This is a genomic window from Micromonospora sp. NPDC047548 (assembly GCF_040642975.1).
Lineage (GTDB): Bacteria > Actinomycetota > Actinomycetes > Mycobacteriales > Micromonosporaceae > Micromonospora.
Genome location: NZ_JBEYTI010000001.1, coordinates 281,298 through 296,626, shown reverse-complemented (window position 1 = coordinate 296,626; position 15,329 = coordinate 281,298). Strand labels below are relative to the sequence as shown.

Genomic DNA, 15,329 nt, shown 5'->3' with positions numbered 1-15,329 from the left:
CCGAAGAGGCCGGCCGCTCAGCAGCAGCCGCCACCGCCACAGCAGCCGCCGGCCGGCGCCGCCAGGGCGCCACCCGCCGGGCCACCGCCGCTGCGGCCGGTCACCGCGACGGTGGAGAGCAGCTTGACCGTGTCGGCGTGCCCCTGGGGGCAGGATGCCGGATCACCGGCCCGGGCCATCGGGCGGTTGACCTCGAAGGTGTCGCCGCAGGCGCGGCAGCGGAACTCGTACCGGGGCATGCTCCCAGCGTACGGCCGGGCCTGACGACCGCACGGGGATGGGTGATACTCGACGGGTGGTGAGCGGCGAGGAACGATCAACGGTACGGCCCCTGCGACCGGCGACGCCGCCCGACGGGCCGCTCGGCAGCTCCGGCGCCGCGCCGGAGCCGACCCCGGTCCCCCGTCCCCGGCGCCCCTTCCTCGCCCGGGCGCGGGCCGCCGCCGAGCCGGCGACCACGACCGCCGCCGGCGCCGGGCCGGGCGCTCCGGCCACGGTGGAACCGACCGACGGCAGCGCGGCGGCACCGTCCGCCGCACCCTCGGCCGCCGACGAGGCCGCCGGCACCGGGGCGACGAGGTCCGACAGCGACCCGACGACGGTCGAGAGCAACGCCGGCGCGCCGCAGGCCGAGCCCGCGGCGGACAGCGCGACAACGGCCGGGCCGGCAAAGGACGGCCCGGACAAGGCCGACGCGCAAGAGGGCGACAGGGCGACGGCCGACTCGACAGGAACCGGGCAGACCGCCGACGCGGCGGCCCGGCCGGGACGGCGGCGGCGGGTGCCGTTCGCACACGCTGTCCGGCTCCCCCTGCCCCGGCAGGCGGTGGTCGGCGCGGCCCGGGCCACCCGGGCCTGGTCCCGACGTCCGAGCGGCCGGCTGACCCTGCCCGGGGTGTTCCTGTTCGCGCTGGTCGCCGCCACCGCGGCGGTGGGCGCCGTGGTGGTCCCGTCTGCCGTCCGGTCGCCGAAGCCGGTCGCCGTGGACGCGACCGAGGGCGGCGTCGTCGTGCCGGCGCCGGGTGCGCTGCCCGACGCGACCGCGCTGCCGGTGATGCCCGGTGCGACCGCGCTGCCGCCCGCCACCGCGCTGCCCGGCGGCGTGACGCCGACCGGTCCGGTCGCCCCGCCCGTCACCGGCCGCCCGGCGGACGCCCTGGCCGCCTGGGCGCAGACCACCGGCGCGCGGGTCGGCATCTCGCCGGTGGCCATGCAGGCGTACGGCTACGCCGAGCTGGTGCTCGCCGAGACCAACCGGAGCTGCCAGCTGAGCTGGACCACGCTCGCCGCGATCGGGTACGTCGAGTCCCGGCACGGGCAGGCCAACGGTGCCAGCCTCCAGTCCACCGGGCGGGCCGAGCCGGAGATCATCGGCGACCCGCTCGACGGGCAGGGCGGCCGGTCCCGGATCACCGACACCGACCGGGGGCTCTTCGACCGGGACACCGTCTACGACCGGGCCATCGGGCCGATGCAGTTCATCCCGACCACCTGGCAGGAGATCGGCGTCGACGCCGACAACGACGGCCGCAAGGACCCGCACAACCTGAACGACGCGGCGCTCGCCGCCGCACGGTACCTCTGCAAGGGCGGCCGGAACATGACCATCCCGGGCGACTGGTGGGGCGCCATCCTCTCCTACAACGACGTGCGCCGCTACGCCCAGGACGTCTTCGACAAGGCCAACCAGTACGGGACGGCCAGCCGTACGTGAAGTGATCGTCCGCATACATTCCCGGACCAGACACTTCCCCCGGGCAGCCGTTGACGGCAAGCTAGACGGGTGATGGTGCGCGAGTGGGATCCCCGGACCGCGTCGTCCGACGAGGTCGCGTCCGTGCTGGACACGCTGAACGCGGTTCTGGCGGCTGATCTCCCCCAGGACCCGCCCTGGCGGGAGAGTTCCCTGCGGGAATACCTCTCCGAGGTGATGCCGGGCGAGCGGCGGATCTCCTGGGTGGCCCAGGCCGAGCCGGGGCAGGACGGCCGGCCCGGCCCGATCCTCGGTCACGTGCACGCGCTGCTGCTCGGTGACATCGGCGTGCTGGAGGTGCTGGTGCACCCCGCGGTCCGGCGCACCGGGCTGGGCCGCGAGCTGGTGCTGACCGCCGCCCGCCGGGTCTACCAGGAGGGCTTCCAGTCGATCGGCGTCGAGGTGGTCGGGGACACCCCGGCCATCGCCTTCTACGAATCGCTCGGGTTCACCCGGGAGTACGTCGAGACCCGCAGCGTGCTCGACCTGCGCGCGGTGGAGTGGCCGACGCTGGCCGAGACGTCCACCGGTGTGAGTGCCGGGTACCACCTGGAGTTCTGCCCGGGCGGGCCGCCGGACGACCTGATCGAGGCGTACGCGCGGGCCAAGGCCGAGGTGCGCGACGTTGACGACGGCGAGCTGCGCCCCAGCTCGTACGACCCGCAGCGGCTGCGGGACAGCCTGGACACGCTGCACCGGCGGGGCATGAAGCCCTACATCGTGCTGGCCCTGCACGAGCACTCCGGCGAGGTCGCCGGGCTGACCGAGGTGGTGGTGCCCGCGCAGCACCCCACCCGGGCCGACCAGTACGACACGATCGTGGTGCAGGACCACCGCGGCTACGGCATCGACCGGGCGATCAAGGCCCGGATGCTGCTGGAGCTGCGCTCGGCCGAGCCGACCCTGACCGAGGTGCAGACCTGGAACGCCCAGGCCAACGAGGCGATGCTCAAGGTGAACGCCGAGCTGGGCTACCGACCCGACCGGGAATGGTGCGAATACAGCGTGGATGTCGCCGAGCTGGTGCACCGGCTGGACGCCACCCGCTGACCCTCGAATTCACCATCCGGCCTACCAAGGGATGGACGGGGGCCAGCAACGACCCTTAACGTGCGTTAGTTCACGTCCACCCATCGTGGAGGCCCCATGCGCCCGCGCCGCAGATACGCCGCGCTCGCAACCGCCGCCGCCGTCACCCTTCCGGTCATCGGCGTCGCACCCACCGCGGCCAGCGCCGCGCCCACCGACCTGTTCATCTCCGAGTACGTCGAAGGCTCGTCGAACAACAAGGCGATCGAGCTGTTCAACGGCACCGGCTCCCCGGTCGACCTCACGGCCGGCGGCTACCAGCTGCAGCTCTACTTCAACGGCTCCACCACGCCGACGAACATCGCGCTGAGCGGCACCGTCGCCGCCGGCGACGTCTTCGTCTTCGCCGCCTCCACGGCCGCCCCGGCGGTGCTCGCCCAGGCCGACCAGACCACCGGCGCGTCGCTGTTCAACGGCGACGACGCGATCGTGCTGCGCAGGGCCGGCACGGTGCTCGACTCGATCGGCCAGGTCGGCGTCGACCCGGGCACCGAGTGGGGCACCGGGCTGACCAGCACCGCCGACAACACCCTGCGGCGACTGCCGTCGATCTCCATCGGGGACACCGACCCGTCCGACGCGTTCGACCCGGCCGCCCAGTGGGCGGGCTTCCCGACCGACACCTTCGACGGCCTGGGCACGCACACCGTCGACGGCGGCGGCCCGGTCGACCAGCCCGCCACGCTGAACTGCGGCGGCGCCCTGACCACCACGGCCGGCACCGCGGTGAGCCGCGAGGTCACCGCCACCGACACCGACGACACCGTCGTGGACCTGGCCGTCACCGCGGTCACCCCCGCGCCCGCCGCCGGCTCGGTCAGCCGTACGGCGTTCACCCCGGCCGACGCGGTGGGCGGCACCGCCCGGGCCACCGTGACGGCGAGCGCCGACCTGCCCGCCGGCGCGTACACGGTGACGCTGACCGCGACCGACGCCGAGGGCGGCACCGCCACCTGCACGCTGGCCGTGCAGGTGACCCGCGAGCTGACCGTCGGCGAGGTGCAGGGCCCCACCACGGACGCCGAGTCCGGCCCGGCCGACCGCTCGCCGCTGGCCCCCGCCTCCGGCAACGGCACCAGCAGCGCCCTGTACGACGTGCGCGGCGTGATCACCCAGCTGTCGCTGTCGCTCACCTCGGCCGGCGCCGAGCAGCGGGGCTTCTGGCTGCAGAGCCGCGTGGGCGCCACCGACGGCGACCCGACCAGCTCAGACGGCATCTTCGTCTTCACCGGCTCGTTCAGCACGCTGATCGGCGGCTACCCGCCGACCGTCGGCGACGAGGTGGTGCTCCGCGCCCGGGTCTCCGAGTACTTCAACTCCACCCAGCTGTCCAGCGCCTCGCTGGTGCGCAAGGTGGCCTCCGGCCTGGACGTCGACAGCGAGGTCGAGGTGGCCGTCGCGGCGCCGCCGGCCGACCTGGTCGAGGCGCAGCGCTGGTGGGAGCGGCACGAGGGCGCCCGGCTGAAGGTCCGAGCCGGCAGCGGCGCGGTGAGCGGCCGGGACGTCTTCTCCTCCACGGCCGACGCGGAGACCTGGGTCGTCGACCGGGACGACCCGCTGCTGGACCGCGCCGACCCGTACGCCCGCCGGGTGTTCCGGGACACGCACCCGCTGGACAACGACCCGAGCCGCCCCTTCGACGACGGCAACGGCCAGCGCGTCCTGCTGGGCAGCACGGGCGTCAAGGGCCGCACCGGCGACAGCGCCGCGATGCTGCCACCGGCGCACACCTTCGACACGCTGAGCGCGGACGCGTACGGCGCGGTCGGGTACTCCTTCTCCAAGTACGGCGTGCAGGTCGAGTCGGCCGAGTTCGCCGCCGGGGCCGACCCGTCGAAGAACAACCCGCCGCAGCCGGCCGACCGGTCGCGGGAGGTCGCGGTCGCGACCTACAACGTGGAGAACCTGTACGACTACCGGGACGACCCGTTCGACGGCTGCGACTTCGCCGGCAACCCCGGTTGCACCGGGGTCCGGCCGCCGTTCGACTACGTGCCCTCCTCCGAGCAGGACTACCGGCTGCACCTGACCTCGCTCGCCGACCAGATCGCGAAGGACCTGCACGGCCCGGACCTGATCCTGGTGCAGGAGGCCGAGGACCAGGACATCTGCTCGGTCAGCGGCACCGAACTGGTCTGCGGTGACACCGACGACGCCGATGGCGCCCCGGACACCATCCAGGAGCTGGCCCTGGCCGTCGCGGCTGCCGGCGGCCAGGAGTACGCCGCCGCGTACGACCGCACCGGCGCGGACGCGCGCGGCATCACCGCGGCGTTCCTCTACCGCACCGACCGGCTGTCGCTGGCCGGGGTGACCGCCACCGACCCGCTGTTCGGCGCGGCGCCGACAGTGCAGTACCGGTCGGCGGGGCTGGCGTCCAACGCGGACGTGCAGAACCCGAAGGCGCTCAACGCGGTGCTGCCGGCCGACACGGACACCTCCACCGGCAAGGACGGCGACAACGTCTTCACCCGCGCGCCCCAGCTGGGCAAGTTCGTGGTGAAGGCCGCGCCGGGCGCGACCGAGCAGTTCACCCTGTACGCGCTGAGCAACCACTACTCCTCCGGCCCGGACAGCCGGATCGGGCAGCGCACCGAGCAGGCCGCGTACGGGGCCGCGATCGTCACGGCGATCGAGAAGTCCGACCCGGACGCCCGGGTGGTCTACGGCGGGGACCTGAACGTCTTCCCCCGCCCGGACGACCCGATCGCCACCGGCGGGGATCCGACGCCGTCGGACCAGCTCGCCCCGCTCTACGAGGCCGGCCTGCACAACCTGTGGGACGACCTGGTCGCCGACGTCCCGGCGTCCGCGTACTCGTACAGCTTCAGCGGGCAGGCGCAGACGCTGGACCACCTCTTCGTCAACGGCAGGCTCCACGACGACCTGGTGCAGGTGCGGGCGGCGCACATCAACGCCGACTGGCCGGCCGAGTTCACCGGTGACGGGTCGCGCGGTTCCAGCGACCACGACCCGCAGGTCGCCCGGTTCCGTGCCCAGCCGTCGCTGCGCGTCGGCGACGCCTCGGTGGTCGAGGGCGACAAGGGCACCCGCACGCTGACGTTCACCGCGACCGTCTCGCGGCCGCTCTTCGTGCCGACGACGATCTGCGCGGCCACGGTGGGCCTGACCGCCACGGCCGATTCGGACTTCGAGCCGTACGTCGGCTGCCGGGTCCTGCCCGCCGGGCAGACCTCGCTGGTCTTCCCGGTGACCGTGCGCGGTGACCGGAAGGTCGAGGCGGACGAGACGATCGCGTTCGCGGTCGCCGGCCCGCTGGACCTGCGGTTCGCCGACCCGCTGGCGATCGGCACCATCACGAACGACGACTGATCGTTCGAGGTACGGACGACGGCCCGCCGGCCCGGGTTCTCCCCGGGGCGGCGGGCCGTCTCAGTACCGTTCCCGCATGTCCTTCGGCGGCGGCAGGTGGCGGTGCTGCGCCACCCGCACCTCCCACTGGCTACGGCGCCGGCGGGCCTCCCGGTCGACGGGGCAGCGGTGGAAGGTCTCCGGCGGCCGGGCCAGGCCGTAGATGTCCCCCCACCACTCCCCGGGCTCGGGGTCGAGAATGGTGTCCAGGTGCGAGGGGTAGCGCCGCCCCGCGCCGTCGCGGGTGTCGTCCCAGTCCGCCATCGGCTGGATGACCCGGCCGTCGGGGTCGACCACGGCCAGATAGAGGCCAGCCACGCCGAGCAGCCGTTCCAGCACCGCGAGGCTGGGTGTCATCTCGCCCGTCTCCACCCGGCCCACGGTCGACGGGGAGACCTTCGCGAACCGGGCCATCTGCCGCTGCCCCAGGCCGGCGATACGCCGCGCCTTCCGGACCAGCCCGGCGATCGGAAACTGGCCGACGGTCGGGCCGGTGGGTGGCGGGTCGAGCGCGGAAGCCATGCCGGCAGCCTGCCCGCCGTCCTCCACCGTCGGCAATCCCTGTGGACAGCCCTGTGGAAAACCCGCCCCAGCTGTGGTGGAAGCGTGACCCGACCCACTCTGTCCCGCACGCTTTGCTCTGCTGCGGCGACGGCAACACTGGAAGCGCTCCATCGTTGCCTGGGCAGCAGCAGCGCAAAGCGTGCGGGACAGGCATCTGGGGGGCGGCCGACGGTGGCATCTCGCGGCGACACAGCGCGGGGACACAGCGCCACGGCACCTCGCGGGGACACAGCGCCACGGCACCTCGCGGCGGCACAGCGCGACGGTGCCACGCGGTGCCGCCGGTCACGGCCACCGGGTGGAGCAGGTGCGGCGGGGTGCTGCGCTGCCCGCCGCCGCTCAGTAGCTCTGGCGGAGCAGCTGGGCGGCCTCGACCGCCCAATAGGTGAGGATGATCTGCGCGCCGGCCCGGCGGATCGAGGTGAGCGTCTCCAGGATGACTCGCTCGCGGTCGATCCAGCCGTTCGCGGCGGCCGCCTCGACCGTCGCGTACTCGCCGGAGACCTGGTAGGCGGCGACCGGGACGTCCACCGCGGCCCGGACCGCCGACACCACGTCGAGGTAGGGCAGCGCCGGCTTGACCATCACCATGTCGGCGCCCTCGGCGATGTCTAGCTCGACCTCGCGCAGCGACTCGCGCAGGTTGGCCGGGTCCTGCTGGTAGGTGCGCCGGTCGCCCTCCAGCGCCGACTCCACGGCGTCGCGGAACGGGCCGTAGAAGGCCGAGGCGTACTTGACCGCATACGCCAGCACCGCCACGTCCTGGTGACCGGCGGCGTCGAGCGCCCGGCGTACCACGCCGACCTGGCCGTCCATCATCCCGGACGGCCCGACCACGCCGACCCCGGCGACGGCCTGGGCCACCGCCATCTCGGCGTACGCGGCCAGGGTGGCGTCGTTGTCGACGCCGCCGTCCGGGGTGAGCAGGCCGCAGTGCCCGTGCGAGGTGAACTCGTCCAGGCAGAGGTCGCTCATCACCACGGTGGCGTCGCCCACCTCAGAGACGACGTCCCGGATGGCGACGTTGAGGATGCCGTCCGGGTCGATGCCGCCGGAGCCGGTGGCGTCCCGCGAGGCCGGCACCCCGAAGAGCATGATCCCGCCCACCCCGGCCTGGACCGCCTCGACGGCGGCCTTGCGCAGCGAGTCCCGGGAGTGCTGGAGCACCCCCGGGAGCGACGCGACGGCCCGTGGCTCGGTCAGCCCCTCCTTGACGAACATCGGCACGACCAGCTCGGCCGGGTCGACGCGGGTCTCGGAGACCAGCCGCCGCACGGCCGCGTTACGACGCAGCCGGCGGGGCCGGATGTCGGGGTACGGCACGGGAGCCTCCTGTCAGCGGAACCTCAGGGCGGTCGGCCCCTGCACCTTCGAGCCGCGGCGCTGCTTGGCCGGCATGGCGGCGAGCCTCTCGCGCAACTCGACGGCGTAGGCGGCGAGCGCCTCCACCAGATCGGGCACCGAGGCGTGCGCAGGCTGCACGTCGACCCGCAGGCCGAACTCCGTCGCGGTCTCCGCCGTCTTGGGCCCGATGACTGCGACAACGGTACGCGCGTGCGGCTTCCCGGCGATGCCGACCAGGTTCCGGACGGTGGAGGACGAGGTGAAGAGCACCGCGTCGAACCCGCCCGACTTGATCGCGTCCCGGATCTCGGCGGGCGGCGGGGCGGCCCGGACGGTCCGGTACGCGGTCACGTCGTCGACCTCCCAGCCACGCTCGGTGAGCCCGGCGGCGAGCGTCTCGGTGGCGATGTCGGCGCGCGGCAGCAGCACCCGGCCCACCGGGTCGAGGATCTCGTCGTGCGGCGAGAACTCGGCCAGCAGGCCCTCGGAGGACTGCTCACCGGACGGGATCAGCTCCGGCTGGATGCCGAAGGCGCGGACCGCGTCGGCGGTCGCCTCGCCGATGCAGGCGATCTTGACGCCGCCGAAGTGGCGGGCGTCCAGGCCGTGCTCGGCGAACTTCTCCCAGACCGCCCGGACGGCGTTGACCGAGGTGAAGATCACCCAGGCGTACCGGCCGTCGACCAGGCCCTTGACCGCCCGCTCCATCTGCGCCGGGGTGCGCGGCGGCTCGACCGCGATGGTCGGCACCTCGCACGGGATCGCCCCGTACGCGCGCAGCCGGGCGCTCATCACGCCGGCCTGCTCCTTGGTGCGGGGCACCAGCACCTTCCAGCCGTACAGCGGGCGGTTCTCCCACCAGCTCAGCTTCTCGCGCTGGCCGACGCCCTCACCGACCGTGAGCACCACCCGGCCGGTGAAGCCGAGCGCCGCCGCGACGAAGGAGTCGACGGTCGACGTGGTGGTGTACTGCGTCTCGCCGGTGCCGTCGCCGGTCACCCCGACGCCGGTGGTGCCGTCCACCCCGGCGGCCAGCAGGCCGTCCCGGACGGCGGCCAGGTCGCCCGCGTCCACCGCGAGCGCCAGCGAGCCCCGGCCGACGGCTGCGGCGAGCGCGTCGAAGTCCAGCGTGCTGACGTCCTCGACGTCGGCGGCGGTGCGTACGCCCGGCAGCGGCACCCCGGCGTAGGTGGCCACGCCCTCGGCCTGCCCGACCCCGGGGACCACCTCGAAGTGCGCGGCGGTACGCGCCACCGCCTGCACCTCCTTGACCACCGAGTCGTGGCCGAACGGGTCGCCGGCGACCAGGTGCACCGCGTTCAGCCCGGAACGGGCGGCGGAGATGAGCACCTTGGCCACGTCGCCCGGCACACCCTCGGCGGGCGTGAACTGGGCGTCGGACCTGGCCTGGGCGCGGACGGCGGTGAGCAGCGACTCGGGGACACCCCGGTCGTACACCACCTGGTCGGCATCGACCAGGGCGTCGTGGGCCCGACGGGTCAGCAGGCCCGGGTCGCCGGGACCGGCCCCGACGAACGCGATACGGCCTACGGGCTTACGGGTGCGGGTCATTCTGTGCTCCCAAATTGCTGGGTCCCCGGGCCGGTGTGTCCTTCGTGGCCGAGGATCGAGTCGGCGCCGAGTTCGAGGAGTTCGGCGGCGAGTGCCTTGCCGATCTCCGCCGCGTCGGCGGGCGTACCGGTGCGGGACAGCCGGAGGTCTCGGGTGCCGTCCGGGCTGATCACCGCCCCGCGCAGGTAGATCTCCTGAACAACATCGCCCTCGGCACCCGAGCCGGTCGGCTCGCCTTCGGCGACGACGGCGTAGGCGGCGACCGGAGCGGAACATCCGGCCTCCAGGGTGGCCAGCAACGCCCGTTCCGCGGTGACCGCAGCCCGGGACGGTGCGTGGTCGAGCACCGCGAGCAGCTCGACCAGGTCCGGGTCGTCGGCCCGGCACTCCACCGCCAGCGCGCCCTGAGCGGGCGCGGGCAGCATCAGCATCGGGTCGAGCGTCTCGGTGATCACGTCGGTCCGGTCCAGCCGGGCCAGGCCGGCCCGGGCCAGGACGACGGCGTCGAGATCGGCGTCCGGGCCGAGCACCCGGCGCAGGCGGCTGTCCACGTTGCCCCGGATCGGGGTGACCTCCAGCTGCAACCCGAGGGCGTGCAGCTGGGCGATCCGGCGCAGCGCGCCGGTGCCGACCACGGCACCCGGCGGCAGCTCGGCGAGGGTACGGCCACCCGTGGCGACCAGCGCGTCGCGCGGGTCCTGCCGGGCCGGCACCGCCGCGATGTGCAGCCCGGCCGCCCCGGCGGTGGGCAGGTCCTTGTACGAGTGCACCGCGAGGTCGATGGTGCCGGCGGTCAGCGCGTCCCGCAGGGCGGAGACGAAGACGCCGACGCCGAGCCGGTGCACGGGAGCCGCCGAGCGGTCCCCGGCGGTGACCACCTCGACCAGCTCGACCTCGCGGCCGGTGGCCGCGGTCAGGGCCTCGGCGACGTGGCCGGACTGGGCCATCGCCAGGGCGCTGCCCCGGGTACCGAGGCGCAGGGGCGTGCTCATCGCTCACCTCCGGTGGACGGGACGTCGACGACGTCGAAGGACGGCCGGCCGTCGGCGTTCCCGACGACGTCGGGGACGGTGTCGACCGGGGAGGTCTGCGGCACCTGGAGGTCGAACAGCTCCCGCAGCAGGGCCGCGTACTGGTCGCCGCCGGGCTCCGCGGCGAGCTGGCGGACCCGCACGGTGGGCTGGTGCAGCAGCCGCTGCACGACCCGGTGCACCGTCCGGGCGACCTCGGCGCGCTGGTCGTCGTCGAGGTCGGGGCGGCGCTGGGCGAGCCGGCGCAGCTCGGCGCTGACCACGTCGTCGGCGCGGCCCCGCAGCGCGGCCACGGTGGGTGCCACGTCGGCCCCGCGCAGCCAGCTCAGGAACGTCTCGACCTCGCCGGTGACGATCCTGGTGACCTCGGTGGCGTCCGCGGCGGCCGGGCCGCCGGCGAGCAGCGCCGCCATCCGGCCGATGTCGATCACCTCGACGCCGGGCAGTTCGGCCACCCCGGGCTCGACGTCGCGCGGCACGGCGAGGTCGAGCAGGACCAGCGGGCCCCGGTCGGCGTCGCGGCCGGCGAGCGCCCGGGTCACCACGTCGAGGGTGAGGACCGGTTCGGTGGCCGCGGTGGCGGCCACTACGATGTCCACTGTGGATAGCGCGTCGACGAGTTCGGCCATCGGCACGGCGCTCGCCCCGTACGACTCGGCCAGACGTACGGCCCGGTCGGCCCCGCGGTTGGTGACGGTGAGCGGCCCGGCGCCCAGCCGGGACAGCGTCGCCACGCCGAGCGCGCCCATCGCGCCCGCGCCGACCACCATGGCGGGGCGGCCGGAGAGGTCGCCGTCGAGGTGACCGGCGGCCAGGTCCAGCGCGGCGGTGACCACACTCTGCCCGGCGCGGTCGATGTTGGTCTCGGCGTGCGCCCGCTTGCCCACCCGCAGCGCCTGCTGCATCAGCTCGTGCAGCAGCCGCCCGGCCGAGTCTGCCCCGGTGGTCCAGTGGTACGCGTCCCGCAGCTGGCCGAGGATCTGCGACTCGCCGACCACCATCGAGTCCAGCCCGGCGGCGACCCGGAAGACGTGGTCGACCGCGGCGGCGTCGTAGTGCACGTAGAGGTGCTTGGCGAGCGCAGCCGGCGGGGTGCCGGCCTGCTCGGCGAGGACGGCGCAGATGTCGCCGAGCCCACCGTGGAAACCGGACACGGCGGCGTAGACCTCCACCCGGTTGCAGGTGGAGACCAGCACCGCCTCGGAGACGTACGGCTGGGCGACCAGGCGGTCCAGGATGCGGGTGAGGTCGGCGGGGGCGACCGCCAACTGCTCCAGGGTGGCGACGGGAGCGGTGCGGTAGGACGCGCCGACGGCGAGCAGTTTCACGTGCCGATCGCCTCCTGGGTGTCGGTGGCCGCGAGCCCGCCGGGCAGAGCGGTGAGGGCGGACCCGCCGGTGGCGGGAAGCGCGGTCAGCGACGCCTTGCGGTGCTCGTGGAAGGACAGGATCTGCAGCTCGATGGCGAGGTCGACCTTGCGCACGTCGACCCCCTCCGGCACCGAGAGTACGCACGGAGCGAAGTTCAGGATGCTCGTCACGCCGACGGCGACGAGTTGGTCGGCGACCGGCTGGGCGGCCGAGGCCGGGGTGGCGATCAGGCCGATCGAGATCAACTCCTCGGCGGCCACCCGGGCCAGGTCGTCGACGTGCTGCACGATCAGGCCGTTGATCACCTCGCCGACCCGGGACGGGTCCGCGTCGAAGAGCGCGGCGATCCGGAAGCCCCGGCTGGCGAAGCCGTCGTAGCCGGCCAGGGCGTGACCGAGATTACCCACCCCGACCAGGGCGACGGCCCGGCCCTGGGTGAGCCCGAGCACGTACTCGATGTGGTCGACCAGCAGCGCGACGTCGTAGCCGACGCCCCGGGTGCCGTACGAGCCGAGGTGGGAGAGGTCCTTGCGGAGCTTGGCCGAGTTGACCCCGGCGGCGCTGGCCAGCCCCTCGCTGGAGACCGTCTCGTGACCGCTTTCGGCGAGATTGTGCAGCGCCCGGAGGTACTCGGGGAGCCGCGCGACGGTCGCCTCCGGGAGATCCGGGAGCGCCGGTACGGCACCGGCGCGCTTGGGCGCGCCAGGGTGACGGTGCTGACTCATGAGACTCCGTGCGGTGCGATCCTCGGCCAGCTCCGGTGCCCGGCCGTGTCGGGACCCCCGCTGGCAACCGAGAGTGCCGGTCGTGCTAGCAGGGCGCGTCGGAACTACAGAGTAGGCGCTTGTGAAGACGTGCACAAATCGCGATCTTGCTGACCTGCGACGCCGCCCCACCAGGCCCTCCATTCCGCAAGATCGATCCGGCGGCCGCCGCCGGCGCCGCACGGCGATTATTACTCAATTCCGACTTCTCTGACCAATCACGCGAGGCCCGGCGGACACGTGGCGTACCCCCCTCACCAGCCGCCGCGAGGGCTCCGCCGGATCCGGGACGGCCTGGCTGAGCGGCGCGGCGCGGCGCGGCCCGGCGCGGCCCGGGCGCGGCCCGGCGGGCGGTAGGGCCAACCCGACCGGCGAGAGTGCGGCCCGCCGGATGGGCGTCCGGGGCCCGGCGTCCCTAGCCTCAGAGCATGACCACCGCCACCGTCGCCTCGGCCACGCCGGCGCCGAGCGTCAGCCGGCAACTGCTGCGCGACACCGGGTACGTCCTGCTCGGTCTCCCCCTGGCGCTGTTCGGCCTGGTGGTCCTGACGGCAGGACTCGCGCTGGGCGTCGGGCTGGCGGTGCTGGTGGTGGGCCTGCCGATCATGACCGGCACCCTGTACACCGCCCGCGGCCTGGCCGACGTGGAGCGGCTGCGGCTGCCCACGGTGCTCCGGATGCCCCGGATCCGCCCCCGCTACCTGACCCCACCCCCGGCGGCCGGTGCCTGGCGGCGGATCTTCACCCCGATCCGGGACGGGCAGTCCTGGCTCGACCTGGCGCACGGCATCTCCCGGTCGGTGGTGGCGGTCGTCACGTTCGGGAGCACCGTCACCTGGTGGGCCTTCGCGCTGGCCGGCACCCTCTACCCCGCGTACGACTGGGCCCTGGCGTACGTCCCCGACAACCGCAGCCTCGCCGAACTGCTCGGCCTCGGCGGCGGGCCCGTCGCCCGGATCGGCCTGAACACCGCGATCGGCCTGATCTTCCTGCTCACCCTGCCGATCGTGGTCCGTGGCAGCGCGCTGCTCCAGGCCGGCTTCGCGCGCGGCCTGCTGACCGGGGTGGCCGAGATGCGGGACCGGATCACCGTGCTGGAGGAGCAGAAGCGGGCGGCGGTGTCGGCCGAGGCGGCCGCGCTGCGCCGGCTGGAGCGGGACATCCACGACGGCCCCCAGCAGCGACTGGTCCGGCTGGCGATGGACCTGAGCCGGGCCCGGCAGCAGCTCGCCACCGACCCGCAGGCCGCCGCCCGGACCTTGGACGAGGCGATCGCCCAGACCCGGGACACGCTGGCCGAGCTGCGGGCGCTCTCCCGGGGCATCGCGCCGCCGGTGCTGGTCGACCGGGGCCTGCCCAGCGCCGTCGCCGCCCTGGCCGGCCGGAGCCTGGTGCCGGTCGACCTGACCCTCGACGACCGGCTGGGCAACCCGAAGGGCCGGCTCGACCCGCTGGTGGAGAGCACCGCCTACTTCGTGGTCGCCGAGGCGCTGACCAACGTGGCCAAGCACAGCGGCGCGACCGGCTGCGCGGTGACCGTGCTGCGCGGTGACGACCGGCTCGAGGTCACCGTCGGTGACGACGGGGCCGGTGGCGCGCACGTGGCGAAGGGGCACGGTCTCGCCGGCATCGCCGACCGGGTACGCGCCGCCGGCGGCCTGCTCCACGTGGACAGCCCGGTCGGCGGGCCGACCACGGTGCGGGCCGTGCTGCCGCTGTGACCCGGTAGGCGCCCGGACGTGGTAGACACCGCAGCATGCGAGTACTGATCGCCGACGACGCCGTACTGCTCCGGGAGGGCCTGGTCCGGCTGCTCACCGAGCAGGGACACGAGGTGGTGGCCGCCGTCGGGGACGGCGAGGCGCTGGTGGACGAGGTGGTGGCGCACCGGCCGGACGTCTCGATCGTGGACGTACGGATGCCGCCCACGCACACCGACGAGGGACTGCGCGCGGCCGTACGGGCCCGCCAACTGGTCCCCCGTACGCCGATCCTGGTGCTCTCCCAGTACGTCGAGGTGTCGTACGCCGACGACCTGCTGAGCACCGCGGGCGGGGGCGGCGGCGGGATCGGCTACCTGCTCAAGGAGCGGGTGGCCGCGATCGACGAGTTCCTCGACGCGCTGGCCCGGGTGGCCGCCGGCGGCACCGTGCTCGACCCGGAGGTGGTCGGCCAGCTGCTGGTCCGCCGCCGCCGGGACGAGCCGCTGCGCGAGCTGACCCCGCGCGAGCGGGAGGTGCTGGCGCTGATGGCCGAGGGCCGCTCCAACACCGCCATCGCGAAGTCGCTCGTGGTCACGGACGGCGCGGTGGAGAAGCACGTCCGCAACATCTTCACCAAGCTCCACCTGCCCCCCGACACCGACCACCACCGCCGGGTCCTCGCCGTCCTCACCCACCTCCGCGCCTGACCGCCCACTCGCCCGCACCCGCACCGGTGGGAGGGTTCGGCAGCGCCGTCCACCTCATGA

12 protein-coding genes are annotated in these 15,329 nt (G+C 74.3%); 5 read left to right on the top strand and 7 right to left on the bottom strand.

What is annotated here, in order from left to right; genetic code table 11:
- Positions 1–17: 17 nt before the first annotated feature.
- A complete protein-coding gene (locus tag ABZ807_RS01415; RefSeq protein ID WP_357151316.1) occupies positions 18–239 on the bottom strand; it encodes a zinc ribbon domain-containing protein in 222 nt (73 codons plus the stop codon).
- A gap of 56 nt (positions 240–295) precedes the next feature.
- On the opposite strand from ABZ807_RS01415, the gene ABZ807_RS01410 reads away from it, so the two are divergent.
- From ABZ807_RS01410 to ABZ807_RS01400, 3 genes are all read left to right on the top strand, one after another.
- Positions 296–1,714, top strand: a complete 1,419-nt coding sequence (locus ABZ807_RS01410) for a lytic murein transglycosylase (RefSeq protein ID WP_357151314.1) — start codon at positions 296–298, stop codon at positions 1,712–1,714.
- 72 nt (positions 1,715–1,786) lie between these two features.
- Entirely contained in the window at positions 1,787–2,803 is a 1,017-nt protein-coding gene (locus ABZ807_RS01405) for a GNAT family N-acetyltransferase (protein WP_357151486.1), read from the top strand.
- A gap of 96 nt (positions 2,804–2,899) precedes the next feature.
- A complete protein-coding gene (locus ABZ807_RS01400; protein ID WP_357151312.1) occupies positions 2,900–6,175 on the top strand; it encodes a lamin tail domain-containing protein in 3,276 nt (1,091 codons plus the stop codon).
- Positions 6,176–6,235: 60 nt separating this feature from the next.
- On the opposite strand, the gene ABZ807_RS01395 is transcribed toward ABZ807_RS01400, so the two are convergent.
- The 6 genes from ABZ807_RS01395 to ABZ807_RS01370 form a co-directional block, all read right to left on the bottom strand.
- Positions 6,236–6,736, bottom strand: coding sequence for a helix-turn-helix transcriptional regulator (locus ABZ807_RS01395; RefSeq protein ID WP_357151310.1), 501 nt, complete (start codon positions 6,734–6,736; stop codon positions 6,236–6,238).
- A gap of 381 nt (positions 6,737–7,117) precedes the next feature.
- The gene (hemB, locus tag ABZ807_RS01390) at positions 7,118–8,101 is read right to left on the bottom strand and encodes a porphobilinogen synthase (protein ID WP_357151308.1); all 984 of its coding nucleotides are present in this window, start codon (positions 8,099–8,101) and stop codon (positions 7,118–7,120) included.
- Between the two features lie 12 nt (positions 8,102–8,113).
- Complete coding sequence (locus ABZ807_RS01385) at positions 8,114–9,694, bottom strand: uroporphyrinogen-III synthase (protein WP_357151306.1); 1,581 nt, start codon at positions 9,692–9,694, stop codon at positions 8,114–8,116.
- Complete coding sequence (hemC, locus tag ABZ807_RS01380; protein WP_357151304.1) at positions 9,691–10,686, bottom strand: hydroxymethylbilane synthase; 996 nt, start codon at positions 10,684–10,686, stop codon at positions 9,691–9,693. The genes ABZ807_RS01385 and hemC overlap by 4 nt, the downstream gene beginning before the upstream one ends.
- On the bottom strand, positions 10,683–12,053 hold the full coding sequence (locus ABZ807_RS01375) for a glutamyl-tRNA reductase (RefSeq protein WP_357151302.1): 1,371 nt from the start codon (positions 12,051–12,053) through the stop codon (positions 10,683–10,685). Before ABZ807_RS01375 ends, hemC begins: the two co-directional genes overlap by 4 nt.
- Entirely contained in the window at positions 12,050–12,820 is a 771-nt protein-coding gene (locus tag ABZ807_RS01370; protein WP_357151301.1) for a redox-sensing transcriptional repressor Rex, read from the bottom strand. Before ABZ807_RS01370 ends, ABZ807_RS01375 begins: the two co-directional genes overlap by 4 nt.
- A gap of 467 nt (positions 12,821–13,287) precedes the next feature.
- Between ABZ807_RS01370 and ABZ807_RS01365 the strand changes: the two genes are divergently transcribed.
- Both ABZ807_RS01365 and ABZ807_RS01360 read left to right on the top strand, forming a co-directional pair.
- The gene (locus tag ABZ807_RS01365; protein WP_357151299.1) at positions 13,288–14,580 is read left to right on the top strand and encodes a sensor domain-containing protein; all 1,293 of its coding nucleotides are present in this window, start codon (positions 13,288–13,290) and stop codon (positions 14,578–14,580) included.
- A 35-nt stretch (positions 14,581–14,615) separates the two neighbouring features.
- Positions 14,616–15,269, top strand: coding sequence for a response regulator transcription factor (locus ABZ807_RS01360; RefSeq protein ID WP_357151297.1), 654 nt, complete (start codon positions 14,616–14,618; stop codon positions 15,267–15,269).
- The last annotated feature ends 60 nt before the right edge of the window (positions 15,270–15,329 follow it).